This window comes from Reyranella sp., from assembly GCF_965229815.1.
Lineage (GTDB): Bacteria > Pseudomonadota > Alphaproteobacteria > Reyranellales > Reyranellaceae > Reyranella.
In genome coordinates this window covers 293,161-310,201 of sequence record NZ_CBDDJN010000008.1, presented here as the reverse complement: position 1 = coordinate 310,201, position 17,041 = coordinate 293,161, and the positions used below count along the sequence as shown (strand labels likewise).

At 69.9% G+C, this 17,041-nt stretch carries 20 protein-coding genes; 14 read left to right on the top strand and 6 right to left on the bottom strand.

All coding sequences use genetic code 11. The features are described from left to right. Window positions 1-96: 96 nt before the first annotated feature. Window positions 97-789, top strand: a complete 693-nt coding sequence (locus ACO073_RS28965; protein WP_422002723.1) for a CBS domain-containing protein — start codon at window positions 97-99, stop codon at window positions 787-789. A gap of 130 nt (window positions 790-919) precedes the next feature. Here ACO073_RS28965 and ACO073_RS28960 read toward each other — a convergent pair whose 3' ends face one another. The 4 genes from ACO073_RS28960 to ACO073_RS28945 all read right to left on the bottom strand — a co-directional run bounded on the left by ACO073_RS28960 (window position 920) and on the right by ACO073_RS28945 (window position 3,851). Then, the gene (locus ACO073_RS28960; protein WP_422002721.1) at window positions 920-1,303 is read right to left on the bottom strand and encodes a hypothetical protein; all 384 of its coding nucleotides are present in this window, start codon (window positions 1,301-1,303) and stop codon (window positions 920-922) included. Window positions 1,304-1,438: 135 nt separating this feature from the next. After that, complete coding sequence (locus ACO073_RS28955) at window positions 1,439-1,654, bottom strand: hypothetical protein (protein ID WP_422002719.1); 216 nt, start codon at window positions 1,652-1,654, stop codon at window positions 1,439-1,441. Between the two features lie 11 nt (window positions 1,655-1,665). Beyond that, a complete protein-coding gene (gene hemN / locus ACO073_RS28950; protein WP_422002717.1) occupies window positions 1,666-3,009 on the bottom strand; it encodes an oxygen-independent coproporphyrinogen III oxidase in 1,344 nt (447 codons plus the stop codon). A gap of 5 nt (window positions 3,010-3,014) precedes the next feature. Next, the gene (locus tag ACO073_RS28945; protein WP_422002715.1) at window positions 3,015-3,851 is read right to left on the bottom strand and encodes a universal stress protein; all 837 of its coding nucleotides are present in this window, start codon (window positions 3,849-3,851) and stop codon (window positions 3,015-3,017) included. Between the two features lie 101 nt (window positions 3,852-3,952). On the opposite strand from ACO073_RS28945, the gene ACO073_RS28940 reads away from it, so the two are divergent. Beyond that, entirely contained in the window at window positions 3,953-4,687 is a 735-nt protein-coding gene (locus ACO073_RS28940) for a sulfite exporter TauE/SafE family protein (protein ID WP_422002712.1), read from the top strand. Between the two features lie 5 nt (window positions 4,688-4,692). Here the strand turns inward: ACO073_RS28940 and ACO073_RS28935 are convergent, their stop codons facing one another. Continuing rightward, the gene (locus tag ACO073_RS28935; protein WP_422002710.1) at window positions 4,693-5,487 is read right to left on the bottom strand and encodes a DUF2189 domain-containing protein; all 795 of its coding nucleotides are present in this window, start codon (window positions 5,485-5,487) and stop codon (window positions 4,693-4,695) included. Between the two features lie 119 nt (window positions 5,488-5,606). Between ACO073_RS28935 and ccoN the strand changes: the two genes are divergently transcribed. From ccoN to rutA (ACO073_RS28875), 12 genes are all read left to right on the top strand, one after another. Next, on the top strand, window positions 5,607-7,094 hold the full coding sequence (gene ccoN / locus ACO073_RS28930; RefSeq protein ID WP_422002708.1) for a cytochrome-c oxidase, cbb3-type subunit I: 1,488 nt from the start codon (window positions 5,607-5,609) through the stop codon (window positions 7,092-7,094). A 12-nt stretch (window positions 7,095-7,106) separates the two neighbouring features. Beyond that, window positions 7,107-7,832, top strand: coding sequence for a cytochrome-c oxidase, cbb3-type subunit II (ccoO, locus tag ACO073_RS28925; RefSeq protein ID WP_422002706.1), 726 nt, complete (start codon window positions 7,107-7,109; stop codon window positions 7,830-7,832). Between the two features lie 9 nt (window positions 7,833-7,841). Continuing rightward, entirely contained in the window at window positions 7,842-7,994 is a 153-nt protein-coding gene (locus ACO073_RS28920) for a cbb3-type cytochrome oxidase subunit 3 (RefSeq protein WP_422002704.1), read from the top strand. 9 nt (window positions 7,995-8,003) lie between these two features. After that, window positions 8,004-8,864: a cytochrome-c oxidase, cbb3-type subunit III gene (gene ccoP, locus ACO073_RS28915; protein WP_422002702.1), complete on the top strand. Its 861-nt coding sequence runs from the start codon at window positions 8,004-8,006 to the stop codon at window positions 8,862-8,864. Between the two features lie 18 nt (window positions 8,865-8,882). Beyond that, window positions 8,883-10,358, top strand: coding sequence for a cytochrome c oxidase accessory protein CcoG (gene ccoG, locus ACO073_RS28910; protein WP_422002700.1), 1,476 nt, complete (start codon window positions 8,883-8,885; stop codon window positions 10,356-10,358). A 17-nt stretch (window positions 10,359-10,375) separates the two neighbouring features. Further along, window positions 10,376-10,852, top strand: a complete 477-nt coding sequence (locus tag ACO073_RS28905) for a FixH family protein (RefSeq protein ID WP_422002698.1) — start codon at window positions 10,376-10,378, stop codon at window positions 10,850-10,852. Next, window positions 10,849-13,218: a copper-translocating P-type ATPase gene (locus tag ACO073_RS28900; protein ID WP_422002696.1), complete on the top strand. Its 2,370-nt coding sequence runs from the start codon at window positions 10,849-10,851 to the stop codon at window positions 13,216-13,218. Before ACO073_RS28905 ends, ACO073_RS28900 begins: the two co-directional genes overlap by 4 nt. Then, window positions 13,211-13,354 (top strand): cbb3-type cytochrome oxidase assembly protein CcoS, encoded by a 144-nt coding sequence (ccoS, locus tag ACO073_RS28895; protein WP_422002694.1) that lies wholly within the window; start codon window positions 13,211-13,213, stop codon window positions 13,352-13,354. The genes ACO073_RS28900 and ccoS overlap by 8 nt, the downstream gene beginning before the upstream one ends. 10 nt (window positions 13,355-13,364) lie before the next feature. Then, complete coding sequence (locus ACO073_RS28890; protein ID WP_422002692.1) at window positions 13,365-13,568, top strand: hypothetical protein; 204 nt, start codon at window positions 13,365-13,367, stop codon at window positions 13,566-13,568. Between the two features lie 7 nt (window positions 13,569-13,575). Then, entirely contained in the window at window positions 13,576-13,953 is a 378-nt protein-coding gene (locus ACO073_RS28885; protein WP_422002690.1) for a hypothetical protein, read from the top strand. Between the two features lie 132 nt (window positions 13,954-14,085). After that, on the top strand, window positions 14,086-15,168 hold the full coding sequence (rutA, locus tag ACO073_RS28880; RefSeq protein WP_422002688.1) for a pyrimidine utilization protein A: 1,083 nt from the start codon (window positions 14,086-14,088) through the stop codon (window positions 15,166-15,168). Between the two features lie 11 nt (window positions 15,169-15,179). Further along, the gene (rutA, locus tag ACO073_RS28875) at window positions 15,180-16,262 is read left to right on the top strand and encodes a pyrimidine utilization protein A (protein ID WP_422002686.1); all 1,083 of its coding nucleotides are present in this window, start codon (window positions 15,180-15,182) and stop codon (window positions 16,260-16,262) included. Window positions 16,263-16,364: 102 nt separating this feature from the next. Here rutA (ACO073_RS28875) and ACO073_RS28870 read toward each other — a convergent pair whose 3' ends face one another. Further along, complete coding sequence (locus tag ACO073_RS28870) at window positions 16,365-17,036, bottom strand: isochorismatase family protein (protein WP_422002684.1); 672 nt, start codon at window positions 17,034-17,036, stop codon at window positions 16,365-16,367. Between the last annotated feature and the right edge of the window lie 5 nt (window positions 17,037-17,041).

Below are 17,041 nucleotides of genomic sequence, written 5' to 3'. Positions count from 1 at the left end.
GCGAGCCCTTCGGACCGTGCCTCCGCGACCTTGATCTGCAGCAAGGACCGGCTCCGGACCCCATGACAGAAGGGGGGCGACGGATGGGAGGAGAGCATGAACGCCTCGCAGGTAATGTCGCAGCCCGTCGTGACGATCCCCGCCGACGCGACGGTCTATGCCGCCGCCGACATCCTTCTGGGCGCCCGCGTCAGCGGGGCGCCGGTCATCGATCCGGACGGCAGCCTGGTCGGGGTCGTGAGCGAGGCCGATCTGATGAACCGTCCCGAGATCGGCACGGTGCCCAGCCGGTCGTGGCTGCAGCGGCTGCTGGCCGACGATTCCACCACCGCCCTCGACTATGTGCGGTCGCATTCCCATCACGTCGCCGACATCATGACCCGCAACGTCTTCACCGCCGCCGAGGACACGCCGCTCGCCGCCATCGCCGCGCTCATGAAGAAGCACAACATCAAGCGCGTGCCGATCCTGCGCGAAGGCAAGGTCGTGGGCGTGGTCAGCCGCGCCAATCTCCTGCAGGGCCTGCTGGCGCGCGAACCGCGGCGCGACGGCGGCGCACCGGCGGACGACGTGCTGCGCGCGCGGGTCGCGGCCGAGCTGCGGCGGCACTCGTGGAGCGACGGGGTCTCCAATGTCGTGGTCGACGGCGGCGTCGTTCACCTGTGGGGGCAGGTCGCGGCGGCGACCGCCAAGGACGCGGTGCGGATCGCCATCGAGAACGTCGAGGGCGTCACGCGCGTCGTCAACAACATCGTCGTGACCCCGCGCGACGAGACCACGGCGATCTAGTTCCTGCGATCGCTGTCACCCCGAGCGTAGCGCCCTCCCTTTGGCTTCGCTCAGGGCGGGCGCTACGCTCGGGATGATATCGGGTCCGTAACACGCAGCCTTGAATTCTTGCAGCGCAGCCCGTCGACGTTCAGGGCTGGGTCTCGACGCGATCGACGTGCCAGCCGGCGTGCCATTTCGACAGGGTGTAGATCAGCGCGCCCGAGCGGTAGAACTTCGACCGCTCGAAGAAGCCGCTGCCGCGATGGACTCCCAGGCAGTAGGTCGCCAGCGAGCTGTCGCGATAGAGGCCCTGGTCGGAGATGAAGCTGACGAAGAAGACGACCTCGACCTTGAAGGTGGCGTCGTCGGACGTCCAGTTGACGATCTGGGCGCCCTCGTAGTGGAAATAGCGGACGCAAAGCTCCGAATCGAGGCGCGCCTGGAAGTGGTCGATGATCGCGGCGCGCACGTCCGGCCCGAACCGCGCATCCGCCGCCACCGGCGCGGCGGCCACGGCCAGGATCGCGGCCAAGATCGCGGACAGAATCGCGCCCAGCCCCGCCCCGAGCCGGCCCAGCAAGGCTCCCCCAACGCCCACGTCGTCCCTCCCCCGATCGGTGCGGCCCGAGCGGTTCCCCTCGCTCCGCCGGGGCGGGCGGGGCTCGCTCTAGGGGCGAATGAACACCAGCGGCGTGTCCTCGTCCAGATTGTCGGCAGCCGCCGCGAGTTCGGCGGCAATGTCATCGTTGCTGCGGCCCTGCTTGAACAGCCGGATCGCCTCGGACAGCAGGCAGCGTGCCACCACGTCGACGTCGATCTGCCGCTCGGCGGCCTCGCTGAGCGCGGCCTCGACGTGCCGCGCCACCAGTTGATGCGTGCTCATTTCTTCCTCCGTCAGATGCCGCGGGCGTGGCGCCCCTCGGCACCGGTGTAGTGGCGATCGAAGGCGGCGCAGACCGATCGCACGACGGGTCGTCCCCGCTCGGTGACAAGGAGGTGCGTGCCGTCCAGCCGCGCCATGCCGTCGTCGATCAGCGCCTGCAGCCGCGGCACCTCGGCCAGCAGGGGCGGCACGGCGGCGCCGTGCCGTTCGCAGACCTCCGCCAGGTCGACGTCGAAATGGCACATCAGCGCGCTGATGATGTCGCCGCGCAGCCGGTCGCTGTCCGACCAGGCGATGCCGCGCGCCGTCGCGAAGGCGCCGCGCTGCACGGCCGCGAGATAGTCGGCGGTGGCCACGGCATTCTGGCTGAAGCCCTGCGGCAGGCTCGAGATCGCCGACGCGCCGACCCCGATCACCCACGGCGTCTCGTCGGCGACGTAGCCCTGGAAGCTGCGGCGCAGCCGGCGCTCCGCCACCGCCCGGGCGAGGGCATCGTCCGGACGCGCATAGTGGTCGAGGCCGACCTTGACGTATCCGGCGCCCTCGATCCGTTGCGAAACCAGTTCCGCCATGGCCGCCCGCACCGGGGCGCCCGGCAGCGTCCGTTCGTCGATCACCGCCTGCCGCCGCTTCATCCAGGGAACGTGGGCGTAGGCGAAGACGGCGAAGCGATCCGGCGCCAATGCGATCGCCTGGTCGAGCGTGCGCGACAGCGATTCGACCGTCTGGCCGGGCAGGCCGAAGACGAGATCGACGTTGATGTGGCCAATGCCCCCGGCGCGCATCCGATCGATGGCGGCCGCCGTGACCTCGGGCGACTGCAGCCGGTTGATCGCCTTCTGAACTCCGATGTCGAAGTCCTGCACCCCGAGACTCGCGCGGGTCACGCCGAGCATCGCCATGGCGTCGACCAGGGCGCGATCGCAATAGCGCGGATCGACCTCCATCGACATTTCCCGTCCCGGCCGGACGTCGAACAAGATCGGTATCCGACGGCCGATGTCGATCAGGCGCCGCGGCCCGAGCTGGGACGGCGTCCCGCCGCCCCACTGCACCGCCGCGACCGTGACGTCGCGCGCCGCGGCGGCAACCGCTTCGAGCTCGGTCACCAGTGCAGCGGCGTAGGCGTCGAGGGTTGCCGGCTGTCGCATCGCTCCGGTGTGGCAGGCGCAGTAGAAGCAGAGTTCCCGGCAGAAGGGCACGTGAAGATAAAGGGTCGCCGGGCGGCCCCCCAGTCCCGCCAGCCAGGCCGCATGCTCGGCCGGTCCGACGGAAGCGTCGAACTGGGCGGCGGTCGGGTAGCTGGTGTAGCGCGGGACCGGCTTGTCGTAGGCCGCGGCGGTCGAGGGGTCCATGGCGGTCAGTGCGAGATGAAGACGGGAACGGTCATGCTGGACAGCAGCGTCCGGCTGGCGCCTCCCAGCACCATCTCGCGAAAGCGCGAATGGCCGTACAGGCCCATGACGATGAGGTCGACGTCGTGGTCGGCGGCGCGCGACAGGATCACGTCGCCGACATCGATGTCGGGCGCGACGTCGCGCTGCACCGTGACCTTGACCCCGTGCCGCGCCAGCCAGGCGGCGACGTCGGCACCGGGCTCCGGCCCGTGACCGGCGGCGGAGGACCGGGGATCGACCACGAGAACGACGACCTTTTCCGCCGCCTTGAGGAAGGGCAGCGCATCCGACGCCGCCCGCGCGCTCTCGCGGCTGGCGTTCCAGCACAGCATGACCGACCGGCCGAGCCGCGCCGGCGCCCCGATATGCGGCACCACCAGCGCGGGCCGCCCCGCGTCGAGGACGACGGTTTCGGGCAGGCCCTCGGGCGTGAGCAGCGGCGATTCGGGATCGGCCTGGCCGACCAGGACGAGATCGGCATAGCGGGCCTGCACCGCCAGCTCCTCGACGATCGAGCCGCGCACGGCCCGCCATTCCGACGCGAGATGGGTGCCCTTCAGCGCCTTGTCGAAGGCCGCCTTGGCGGCAGCCTGATCCTTCTCGGCCGCCTGTTCCCAGGATGCCAGCAACTCCTTGGTCGGCATGGCGCCGTCGAAGTAGGCCGGCAGGTCGAAAGGCTCCTGAATGTGGACGCCAGCCACGTACGCGCCGTGGCGCTGCGCGAGGTCCACCGCCACGGCCAGCCGGTGCGAGACCTTGGGGTCGGCGTCGCAGTGAACGAGAATGGTCTTGTAGCTCACCAGTTCCTCCTGTCGTCCCGCCGGACCATGGCGCGCTCTCGCCGCCGCGCCCTTGACGCATGTCAAACCCGATGGGAGCCCGGCGGGCAAGAGTGGCCGCCATGGACGTGCTCCTCCGCTTCACCGCCCTCTGCCAGGAAGGCCTGCACGCCTTCGCCGCGGTGCCGGCCAGCCTTCCGCTGTCGCTGTTCGTCGCCGGCCTCGCCGGCAGCCTGCTCCACTGCACCGGCATGTGCGGGCCGTTCGTGCTCGCCCAGGTGGCGGGCGACGTGCGGCAGCGCCCGGCCGCGGCGTACGGGGAATGGCAGCGCCTCGCCGGCGCGGCGCTGCTGCCCTATCACGCCGGCCGGCTCACGACCTATGCGGCGCTGGGCGCCGCCGCCGGATCCGTCACGGCGCTGTTCGTCGCCACCTCCGGCTTCGCCTGGATCTCGGCCATCCTGCTCGTCGTCGGGGCTGGCCTTCTGATCGCGCAGGCCCTCGGGCTCGCCTTCGGCGCGGACTCGCCCCTTTCAGGTCCCCTGACCCGGCTGGCGGCGCCCCTCTTCCTCGCGCACCGGCCAGCCGGCCGCTATGCCCTGGGCCTCGTGCTGGGCCTGCTGCCCTGCGGGCTGGTCTATGGCGCGCTGGCGGCGGCGGCCGGCACCGGCCACGCGCTCGACGCGGCCCTGTCGATGGCGGCGTTCGGCGCGGGGACCGCGCCGGCCCTGGTCGGCGTCGGCTGGCTGGGACTGGTCCTGCGGCGGCGGCTGCAGGCTGCCGCCCGCTGGGTGGCGGCCCCCCTCCTCGTCGCCAACGCCACGGTCATGCTGGCCCTGGCCAGCCAGCGGCTCTGATCGGATCAGGGCGCCGCGTCGTCGAAGACCACGATGTCGCGATAGGCGTGCCAGGTGGCGTGCGCCACGACCGGCAGCACGACGATCAGGCCGAGCAGGCCGGGCACCATGGCGAGGGCCACCAGCACGACGATCAGCGAGGCCCACAGGATCATCGGCCGCCAGTTGAGTCGGACGGCGGCGACCGACGTCGCGATCGCCTCGAACAGGTTGGCTTCGCGCCGGTCGAGCAGGTAGGGCATCGAGAAGGCGCCAACGGCGAAGGCGATGGCAGCCAGGACCGCCCCCGAGCCGACGCCGAGGACCAGGAACGGCAGGCTGCGCGTGGTGTAGAAGGCGACGTCCATGAAGCGGTCCCACGACGGCACCGTCTGCCACTGGAACAACGCGAACAGAAGCTGGGCGGCGCGCATCCACGCCAGATGCACGAGCAGCAGCAGCGCGCCCATCAGCGCGATCTGGTCGGGGTTGCGCCGCCAGGCCAGCAGGGCCGCCCCGGTGGTGACCGGCACCCCCGCCTCGAGGCGACGGCTGATCTCGTAGAGACCGACGGCCATGAACGGCCCGATGAAGAAGAAACCGGCGCTGAGCGGCAGCACCAGATAAGGCAGCTCGGCCCACATCAGCAGGGCGACGGCGAACCAGCCCGCCAGCACCGCCGCCGCACCGAACATCAGGCTGCGTCCCGGGGCCGCGACGAGGTCGCGCCAGCCCGCACCGAGCCACATCCACGGCCGGTCGACGGCGACCCGGCGAATGCGCGGCGACGGCCCTCTGAACACGGCAATCGTTTCGCTCATGCTCCGTTTCCTCCCTCGCGCGAATTGTCCGCCGCTGGCGACGCAAGACCTTGACTCAAATCAAGGAGTCGACACCGCCGGCCCCCTAGACCTCGACGGTCATCATTGCGGGAGACAGGATGTCCAGCCAAGCCGTTGCCAGCGTCGACCTGCGGGCCGCGCCCCGAGACGACCTTCGGCCCGCGCCCCGGTATGTCGAGGACGTCATCCGCGCCGCGGTGGTGCTCACCATGTTCTGGGGCGTCGCCGCCTTCCTGGTGGGCGTGGTCATCGCCTCCCAACTGGTCTGGCCGCAACTGTCGTTCGACAGCGAGTACCTGACCTTCGGGCGACTGAGGCCGCTCCATACGTCGGCGGCGATCTTCGCCTTCGGCGGCACGGCGCTGATCGCCACGGCCTTCCATGTCGTGCAGCGCACCTGCCGCACGCGCCTCTTCGGTGGCGCGCCGCTCGCCTGGTTCGTGCTGCTCGGCTACCAGTTCTTCATCGTCATGGCGGCCACGGGCTACCTGCTCGGCATCACCCAGAGCAAGGAATACGCCGAGCCCGAATGGTTCGTCGACCTGTGGCTCACCATCGTCTGGGTCGCCTGGCTGATCGCCTATCTCGGCACCGTGCTGAAGCGCGAGGAGCCGCACATCTACGTCGCCAACTGGTTCTATCTCGCCTTCCTCATCACCGTGGCGATGCTGCACATCACCAACAACCTGGCGCTGCCGGTGTCGGTGACCGGCACCAAGAGCTACGGCGCCTGGTCGGGCGTGCAGGATGCGATGATCCAGTGGTGGTACGGCCACAACGCGGTCGGCTTCTTCCTGACCGCGGCCTTCCTCGGCATGATGTACTACTACATCCCCAAGGCCGCGAACCGCCCGATCTACTCCTACCGGCTGTCGATCGTGCACTTCTGGTCGCTGGTCTTCCTGTACATCTGGGCCGGCCCGCACCACCTGCACTACACGTCGCTGCCCGACTGGGCCCAGACGCTGGGCATGGTCTTCTCGGTCATGCTCTGGATGCCGAGCTGGGGCGGCATGATCAACGGCCTCATGACGCTGAGCGGCGCCTGGGACAAGCTGCGCACCGATCCCGGCCTGCGCTTCTCGGTGACCGCGGTCGGCTTCTACGGCATGTCGACCTTCGAGGGGCCCGTCATGTCGATCCGGGCGGTGAACTCGCTCAGCCACTACACCGACTGGACGATCGGGCACGTGCACTCCGGCGCGCTGGGCTGGGTCGCCTTCATCGTCTTCGGCACGCTCTACTACATGGTGCCCAAGATGTGGAACCGGCCGGCCATGTGGTCGGTGCGCCTGATGGGCTGGCACTACTGGATCGCCACGCTCGGCATCGTTCTCTACATCACCGCGATGTGGGTGAGCGGCATCATGCAGGGCCTGATGTGGCGCGCCTACGACCAGCTCGGCTTCCTCCAGTACTCGTTCATCGAGACGGTGGCGGCCATGCAGCCCTTCTACTTCATCCGGCTGCTCGGCGGGCTGTTCTTCCTGATCGGCGGCCTTCTCATGGCCTACAACATGTGGCGCACGATCCGCGGGGAGGCCCAGATCGCGCCGGCTTCCGCGCCCCGGGCGATCACCGCTTAGGAGACGCGGGAAATGTTCATCCGTCACGAGACGATCGAGAAGAACGTCATCCTCATGGCGATCCTGACGCTGATCACCGTGTCGATCGGCGGCCTGGTCCAGATCATCCCGCTGTTCACCATCGAATCGACCATCGAGAAGGTCGACGGCGTGCGTCCCTACACGCCGCTCGAGCTGATGGGCCGCAACATCTACATCCGCGAAGGCTGCTACCTGTGCCACAGCCAGCAGATCCGTCCGTTCAAGGACGAGGTCGAGCGCTACGGCCATTACAGCCTCGCGGCCGAGAGCATGTACGACAAGCCCTTCCAGTGGGGCTCCAAGCGAACCGGTCCCGACCTCGCGCGCGTCGGCGGCCGCTACTCCAACGACTGGCACGTCGCCCATCTCGTCTCGCCGCGCGGCGTGGTGCCGGAGAGCGTGATGCCGGCCTACCCGTTCCTGGCCGACCGCAAGCTCGCCTACGGCGACATCGCCGACCACCTGAAGACGCTGCGGACGCTCGGCACGCCCTACACCGAGGAGATGGTGGCGAACGCCCGCGCCGACCTCACGGCTCAGGCCGATCCCGATGCCGACACGACCGCGCTGCTCAAGCGCTATCCGCGCGCCGTCGTCGGCAAGTTCAACGGCCAGGCGACCGAGATCACCGAGATGGATGCCCTGGTCGCCTACCTGCAGATGCTGGGCACGCTGGTGACCTTCGGCGACCTGCCGCCCGAGCGGCTGCGCCAATAGGAGACGATCATGAGTCTGGAATCCCTCCACGAGATCCTCGGATCGGCGTGGACCGTCTGGGCCGTCCTGGTGTTCGCCGGCATCGTGCGCTGGGCCCTGCGCCCGGCCAACCGGGAGCGCTTCGAAAAGGACGCGCAGATCCCCCTCAACGACGAAGCCTGAGAGGCCACGATGCCGACGAAGATCGAGAAGGACGTGCTCTCGGGCGAGGACACGACCGGCCACGAGTGGGATGGCGTCAAGGAACTGAACACGCCGCTGCCGACCTGGTGGGTCTACACCTTCTGGGCGACGATCGTCTTCGCCGCCGTCTACTGCGTGCTCTACCCGTCCTGGCCGTGGCTGAGCGGCCATACGAGCGGCCTGCTGGGCTACAACAGCCGGGTGGAGCTCACGCGCGAGCTCGACGCCCAGGCCAAGGCGCGCGGCGCCTTCGTCGACCGCATCCGCGCCACGCCCCTCGCCGGCATCGCCAAGGATCCGGAACTGTTCAGCTTCGCCGTCGCCGGCGGACGCTCGGCGTTCCAGACCAACTGCGTGCAGTGCCACGGCGCCGGCGGCGCTGGCACCAGGGGCTTCCCGACCCTGGTCGACGACGACTGGCTGTGGGGCGGCAGCCTGCCGCAGATCTATGCCACCATCGAGCACGGCGTCCGCAACACCGACGACAAGTCGCACCAGTCGCTGATGCCGCGCTTCGGCGCCGACGGCCTGCTGAGCGGCGCGCAGATCGGCGCCGTGACCGACTACGTGCTGAGCCTTTCCGGCCGGGCGAAGGCCACGGACGACGGCGCCAAGCTGTTCCAGGAGCAGTGCGCCGCCTGCCACGGGCCCGAGGGCAAGGGCAACCAGGAGCTGGGAGCGCCCAGCCTGACCGACGGGATCTGGCTGTACGGCGGCGACCGCGAGACGATCTACCAGTCCATCTTCTTCGCCCGCAACGGCAGCATGCCGGCCTGGGCCGGCCGGCTGGACGAGGCGACGATCAAGATGCTGGCGCTCTACGTCCACTCGCTGGGCGGCGGAAAGTAGCAACACACCGAGCGGATGATGGACGCCGGGCTCAAGGACGAGGAAGCGGTCTCGCTCAACCAGCGCAAGGCCGAGCTGCCGCTCTACGTGACGCGCCTCAAGGTCTATCCGCGGGCGATCGCGGGCCAGTGGCGCCGCGTCAAATGGGCGGTGCTGATCGTCCTGCTCGGCCTCTACTACCTGGTACCCTGGATCCGCTGGGACCGCGGCCCGGGCGCGCCCGACCAGGCGATCCTGATCGATCTCGAGGGCCGGCGCGGCTGGTTCTTCGACGTCGTGATCTGGCCGCAGGAAGTCTACTTCGTCACCGGCCTCCTCATCCTGGGCGCGTTCGGCCTGTTCCTCGCGACCTCGCTGTTCGGCCGCGTCTGGTGCGGCTTCACCTGTCCGCAGACCGTCTGGACCGACCTCTTCATGTGGGTCGAGCGCCTGATCGAGGGCGACCGCAACGAGCGCATGCGGCTCGACCGGGCGCCGATGTCGCCCGGCAAGGCGGCACGCAAGACCGCCAAGCACGCGGCCTGGCTCGCCATCGCGGCGGCGACCGGCGGCGCCTGGGTCTTCTACTATGTCGACGCGCCGACGACGCTGGTGCAGATCTTCCGCGGCGAGGCCTCGATGGAGGTCTATTTCTTCGTCGGTCTGTTCACCGCGACGACCTACCTGCTGGCCGGATGGGCGCGCGAGCAGGTCTGCACCTACATGTGCCCATGGCCGCGCTTCCAGGCGGCGATGCTCGACGAGCAGAGCGTCATCGTCACCTACCAGAAATGGCGCGGCGAGCCGCACGGCAAGCACAAGGCCGGCGAGAGCTGGGAAGGACGCGGCGACTGCATCGACTGCCGGCTGTGCATCGCCGTCTGCCCGACGGGCATCGACATCCGCGACGGGCAGCAGATCGAGTGCATCGGCTGCGGCCTCTGCATCGACGCCTGCAACCAGACCATGGCGAAGATCGATCGGCCGCGCGACCTGATCCGCTGGGACACGCTGGCCGACCAGCAGGCCAAGGAGCGCGGCGGCGCCGGGGCCGCCACGCCGTGGCGGCCGGTGCGGGCGCGCACGATCCTCTATGCGCTGCTGCTCACACTCGTTGCCGGCGTCATGGCCGGCGCCTTCCTGCTGCGCACCGACACCGACCTCACCGTGCAGCGCGACCGCAGCCCGAACTTCGTGCGCCTGTCCAACGGCGACATCCGCAACGCCTACACCGTGAAGATCCAGAACAAGCGCCAGGTGGAGCAGCGCTTCCAGCTCGCCGTCGCCGACCTGCCGTCGGCGCGGCTGGGCTTCGTCGGCGCCGAGGTCGAGGGCAGCGGCGCGACGACGCAGCTCGTCGTGCATGCCGATGCGGTCGGAACCTTCCGCGTCTTTGTGACGGTGCCGCCCGGCGCGGCGCCGTCGGGCTCGCGCTCGATCGAGTTCCAGATCCGCGACCCGGACGGACGCGAGCGGGCCTCGCACGGCGCTGTCTTCGTCGGCCCGGCCCACTGATCCCGAGGAGAAGACCGATGGCCGCCACCCTCGCGTCCCGCAGCCGCTACATCCCCTGGCTCTTCGTCGCGGGCTTCGCCGTGGTCGTCGCCGTGAACGCGACCATGATCTGGCTGGCCGTCGGATCGTTCTCCGGCCTCTACGCGGAAAGGCCGCGCGAGCGCGGGTTGCACTACAACGACGTCCTCGCCGCCCAGAAGGCGCGCGACGCGCTGGGCTGGCACGTCGACACTTCCTGGCAGGCCACGCCGGGACGACTGGAGATCGCCGTCACCGACGCGGCCGGCCGGCCGCTCGCCGGCGCGCAGGTCCACGCCTCCCTGGCGCGCCCGGTCGAGAAGCGGCCGCCGCTCGCGCTCGACGTCGCGCCGACCGCGCCCGGCCGCTACGCCGCCCTGGCGATCCTCCCGGCACGCGGCAACTGGGACGTCGACATCGTCGTCGACTTCGGCGGGCAGCGGTATGCGCTGACCCGGCGGATGTTCCTGCGGTGAGCGACGCCGCCCTCTTTGCGCCGCCGCCGGCCCTCGCCGCGGGCCGCCTGTGTGGCCATTGCGGCGAACCGGTGCGCCTGTCCGCCGACGCGTCCTTCTGCTGCGCCGGCTGCGCCAGCGCCCACGCCATCATCGGCGCGGCCGGGCTCGGCGCCTTCTACCGCCGGCTGGACGAGGGCCGCGCCCACCGCCCTGTCCCGCTGGACAGCGACTTCGCGGCCCATGTCCGCGAAGGGCGGCCCGGCGAGAGCCAGCTCGAACTGCTGGTCGACGGCCTCGACTGCGCCGCCTGCGTGTGGCTGATCGAGAGCCTGCTGGCGCGCCATCCCGACGTGCTGCGCGCGCGCGTGCATCTGTCGACCCGGCGCCTGTCGCTCGCCTGGCGCGGCCCTGCCGCCGCCGCCAACGAGCATGTCGGCCTGGTGGCATCGCTCGGCTTCCGGCCGGCCCCCTACGACATGGTCGCGGCCGCCGGTGCCGAGGACCGCGAAGCGCGGACGCTGCTGCGCGCGCTGGCCGTCGCGGGCTTCGCCACGGCCAACGTCATGCTGCTGTCGGTCGCCGTCTGGGCCGGCCATGACGGCTCGATGGGCGCCGCCACGCGCGAGCTGTTCCACTTCCTGTCGGCCGCGATCGCGCTTCCCGCCGTGGCCTATGCCGGCCAGCCGTTCTTCCGGTCGGCGCTCGCCGCCCTGCGGTCCGGACGGGCAAACATGGACGTACCGATCTCGATCGGCGTCATCCTGGCCTGCGTCGTCAGCCTGAACGAGACCTGGCGGGGCGGCGAGCACGCCTATTTCGACTCGGCCGTCACCCTGCTGTTCTTCCTGCTGATCGGCCGCTATCTCGATCGCCGGGCCCGTGGCCGCGCGCGCCAGGCGGTGCGCTCGCTGCTGGCGCTGTCGAGCCGCAGCGCCACGCTGATCGGCGCCGACGGCCTCGCGACCTCGCGCCGGGCCGACCAGGTGACGGTCGACGACCGGCTGCTGGTAGCCGCCGGCGAGCGGCTGGCCGCGGACGGGGTCGTGATCGACGGCCGCTCGACCATGGACACGGCCGTCGTGAGCGGCGAGAGCCTGCCGCGGCCGGTCGAGCCGGGCACGCCGGTCTTCGCCGGCATGGTCAATCTCGGCGCCCCGCTACAGGTCCGCGTCACCGCCGCCGGCGACCGCACGCTCCTGTCCGAGATCGTACGCCTCGTCGAGGCCGCCGAGCACGGCCGTTCGCGCTTCGTGGCGCTGGCCGACCGCGTCGCCCGCGCCTATGCGCCGGTGGTCCATGCCACGGCCCTGCTCACCTTCCTGGGCTGGCTGGCGATCGGCGGCCTGCCCTGGGACGACGCCCTGCTGATTGCCACGGCCGTGCTGATCATCACCTGCCCCTGCGCGCTGGCGCTTGCCGTGCCCGTGGTGCAGGTGGTCGCGAGCGGCCGGCTGTTGCGCCGCGGCGTCCTGCTGCTGTCGCCGACCGCGCTGGAGCGGCTGGCCGACATCGACCATGTCGTGATCGACAAGACCGGCACCCTGACGCTGGGCCGCCCCGAGCTGGCCGAGACCGCGGCCGACGCCGAGACGCTGGCCGCCGCCGCCGCCCTCGCCGCCACCTCGCGCCATCCGCTCGCCCGGGCGCTGAGCCGCGCCGTCCCCCACGCCGCGCCGGCCGACAATGTCCTCGAGACGCCGGGCGAGGGCCTGCAGCGCGGCCCGGTGCGCCTGGGATCGGCGCGCTTCTGCGGCATCGCCGACGCGACCGACGACGGACGGCCGGAGCTCTGGTTCAGCCGTCCAGGCCACGCGCCGGTACGCCTGGCCTTCACCGACCGGCTGCGGCCCAACGCGCGCGAAACCATCGCCAGCCTGCGCGCCCGCGGTCTTGCCGTGGAGCTCCTGTCGGGCGACCGACCGGCCGCCGTCGCCCACGCCGCGGCCGAGGCCGGCCTCGATCGCTGGCAGGCCGAGACGACGCCCGCGGCCAAGGCCGCGCGCCTCGCCGAGCTCGCGGCATCGGGCCGCCGGGTGCTGATGATCGGCGACGGGCTGAACGACGCGCCGGCGCTGGCGGCGGCGCATGCCTCGCTGTCGCCCGCGACGGCAGCCGAGGCGACGCAGAACGCCGCGGATGCCGTCTTCCAGGGCGACGACCTGCACCCGGTGATCGAGATCCTGGACGTGGCCCGCAGTGCCGGCCGGCTCGTCCGCCAGAACCTGGCACTCGCGCTGCTCTACAATGCCGGCGCCATCCCGCTGGCGATCCTGGGTGCGGTGACGCCGCTGGTGGCGGCGCTCGCGATGTCCTCGTCTTCCCTGCTGGTGATCGGCAACGCGCTGCGCCTCGGCCGTGCGCCGCGGAGACCCGCCCATGGATAGTTTGCTGATCCTGGTGCCGGCTGCGCTGACGCTCGGCCTGCTCGGCCTCGCCGCCTTCCTGTGGGCCCTGCGCAACGGCCAGTTCGACGACCCCGAAGGGTCGGCCGGCCGCATCCTGTTCGACGACGACGATTGAGGAGAAGACGATGTCACACTGGATCATGGGGATCATGGCGGGCCTGATGGGCCTCGTCGGCCTGTTCATGGCCGGCGCCGCGCGCGACGGCGGCATCCTGTTCTTCGGTCTGGCGCTGGCTCTGTTCGGCGTCCTGTTCAGCTGGTGGATGATCAAGACCGCCTATGACGAGGCCGAGGGCAGCAGCGCCCGGGGCCCGCGCGAGCCGGTGTGAGGGTGCCATGGCTCTGAAGCGGATCCTCCTGGAACTGGCGCGCACGCCGGACTATCCCAACGGCAGTTCCCTGCACGGCTACGAATTCGTGGCGCCGCTCGACGACAAGGGCCATCTCAGCTCCGCCGAATGGCCCAGGGCGAAGGCCGCCTGCACCGTCCGCCGCTTCTGGGCGGGCGCGCCGGACGAGCACGGCGCGCTCATTCACCGCCGCAACGGCACCTGGGCCTTCTCCTACGAGCCGGGCGAGGAGGACGACGAGCCGATCTTCCGCTTCGACAAGCACCTGTTCACCGCCGGCGAATACGTCACGGTGACCGAGCATGACGGCGTTTCCCGGCCCTTCCGCGTCGTCGAGGTCGCGCCGGCCATCCGGCGGGCCTGATCCCGCGCGCCGCGGCCGCCCCGCGGCGGATTCTCCTTTGTTCGCAGAACCTTCCGCCGCACGGACCGACGCCGGGCGGCTGGCACGTTGCTTGCTCCGAGGGGCGCGCCCCAAAGCTTGAAGGAGCCCTCGATGGATATCGGCGTGTTCATCCCGATCGGAAACAACGGCTGGCTCATCTCGAAGAATTCGCCGCAGTACAAGCCGAGCTTCGAGCTCAACAAGCAGATCGTGCAGAAGGCCGAGCACTACGGGCTGGATTTCGCACTGTCGATGATCAAGCTGCGCGGCTTCGGCGGCGAGACCGAGTTCTGGGACCACAACCTCGAATCCTTCACCCTGATGGCCGGCCTGGCCGCGGTCACCGAGCGGATCCAGCTCTACGCCTCGGTCGCCGTGCTCACCATCCCGCCGGCCATCGTCGCCCGCATGGCCTCGACCATCGATTCGATCTCGAACGGCCGGTTCGGCGTCAACATCGTCTCCGGCTGGGCCAAGATGGAGTACGAGCAGATGGGCCTGTGGCCGGGCGAGGCGCACTTCGCCAAGCGCTACGACTACAGCACCGAGTATGTGACGGTCCTGCGCGAGCTCTGGGAGACCGGCACCTCGAACTTCAAGGGCCAGTACTTCCAGATGGAGGACTGCAAGCTCTCGCCCCGTCCCCAGGCCGAGATGAAGATCGTCTGCGCCGGCCAGAGCCCGCGCGGCATGGAGTTCGGCGCCACCTACGGCAACTACAACTTCACCCTCGGCAAGGGCGTCAACACGCCCACGGCCCATTCGCCGACCAACGAGGCGATGATGGAAGCCGCCGCCAAGACCGGCCGCGACGTCGGCAACTACGTTCTGATGATGGTGATCGCCGACGAGACCGACGAGGCCGCCATGGCCAAGTGGAAGCACTACAACGAGGGCGCGGACATGGGCGCGCTCGCCTGGATGGCGGGCGAGGCCAATGCCGACCCCAACGCCGACGACGGCGGGACGGCCAAGCGCATCTCGGCCCCCGAGGGCGCCATCAACTTCAACATGGGCACGCTGGTCGGGTCCTACGCTTCGATCGCGCGCATGCTGGACGAATGCGCCGAGGTCCCGGCGACCAAGGGCATCATGCTCACCTTCGACGACTTCCTGATCGGCATGGAGCAGTTCGGCCAGCGCATCCAGCCGCTGATGAAGTCGCGCGCAGCCAAGCTGAAGCAGGTCGCCTAGGCGGCGCCACGATGGACATCGGGGTCTTCATTCCGATCGGCAACAACGGCTGGCTGATCTCGACCAGCTCGCCGCAGTACAAGCCGACCTTCGAGCTCAACAAGGAGATCGTGCAGCGGGCCGAGCACTACGGCTTCGACTTCGCGCTCTCGATGATCAAGCTGCGCGGCTTCGGCGGCAAGAGCGAGTTCTGGGACCACAACCTCGAATCGTTCACCCTGATGGCGGGCCTGGCCGCCGTCACCAGCCGCCTCCAGCTCTACGCCTCGGTGGCCGTCCTCACCATCCCGCCGGCCATCGTGGCGCGCATGGCTTCGACCATCGATTCGATCTCGGGCGGCCGGTTCGGCGTCAACATCGTCTCCGGCTGGGCCAAGGGCGAGTACGAGCAGATGGGGCTGTGGCCGGGCGAGGAGCATTTCAATCGCCGCTACGACTACAGCACCGAGTACGTCACCATCATGCGCCAGCTCTGGGAGACCGGCACTTCGGACTTCAAGGGCGACTACTTCCAGATGGAGGACTGCAAGCTCAGCCCGCAGCCGCAGGCCTACGTGAAGATCGTGTGCGCCGGCCAGAGCCCGCGCGGCATCGAGTTCGGCGCCGCCTACGGCGACTACAACTTCGTGGCCGGCAAGGGCATCAACACGCCGACGGCGCATGCCGCGACCAACGCGGCGATGGCCGAGGCCGCGGCGAAGACCGGCCGCGACGTCGGCAACTACGTGCTGCTGATGGTGATCGCCGACGAGACCGACGAGGCCGCCCAGGCCAAGTGGAAGCACTACAACGAGGGCGCCGACCTCGACGCCATGTCATGGCTGGCCGGCCAGGCCAATGCCGACGCCAACGCGGCAGCGAGCAGCACCGCCCGCCAGATGGCCGCCCCGACGGGCGCGGTCAACTTCAACATGGGCACCCTGGTCGGCTCCTACGCCGCCGTGGCGCGCATGCTCGACGAATGCGCCGAAGTGCCGGCCACCAAGGGCATCATGCTGGTATTCGACGACTTCCTGATCGGCCTCGAACAGTTCGGCCAGCGCATCCAGCCGCTGATGAAGAGCCGCCGCGAGAAGCTGAAGGCGGTGGCTTAGGATTTTTCCTCCCCAGCGCAGCGTGGGGAGGAGCTCCCGGATAGATCTTTCTCCTCTCCCCCGCCAGGGGGAGAGGCCGGGTGAGGGGGTTAGGCGAGGCCGTCAGTTCGCCGGCTGGTACTGTTCCATGAAGGCCAGCACCTCGGCCACCGGCAGGACGTCGGCGTACTTCACGGCCATGTCGTAGAGGTTGGCGAAGTGCGGGCTCTCGTGGCGGTCGGCGACGCATTCCTCGGGCACTATGGTCCGGAAGCCGCGCGACAGGCTGTCGACCACGGTGGCGCGCACGCAGCCCGAGGTCGAGCCGCCGGTGACGATCACCGTGTCGACCCGGTGCCAGGTGAAGAGCGAGCCGAGATTGGTCTCGAAGAAGGCCGAGGCCATGCGCTTGTTGATGACGATGTCGCTTCCGTCGATCTCGCAGCGCTCGTCGAGGCCGGCCCGCCGCGAGCCTTCGCGGATGTTCTGCAGCGAATCCGGCGTGTCGGTCCGGGTGCCCCAGACGCCGCAATCCTCGCCCGTCGGCAGGTAGGCGACATAGGTCCAGATCACCGGGCAGCCCCTGTCGCGGAACAGCCGGGCCAGCGCGTTCACGTGCCCGATCTGCTGCGGGTCGGTCTCGTAGGCCGTGGGGAACTCCTGGGGGCGCGTATAGGCGTTCTGGAGATCGACGTTCACCAGGGCCGGCTTGCGGCCGAAGCCGAAGCGCGGCCGGCCGCGGTCTGCCTTTACCGCCTCGTAGAGTTCCCGGGCGGTCTTGTCGGAGCGTTCCATGGGTC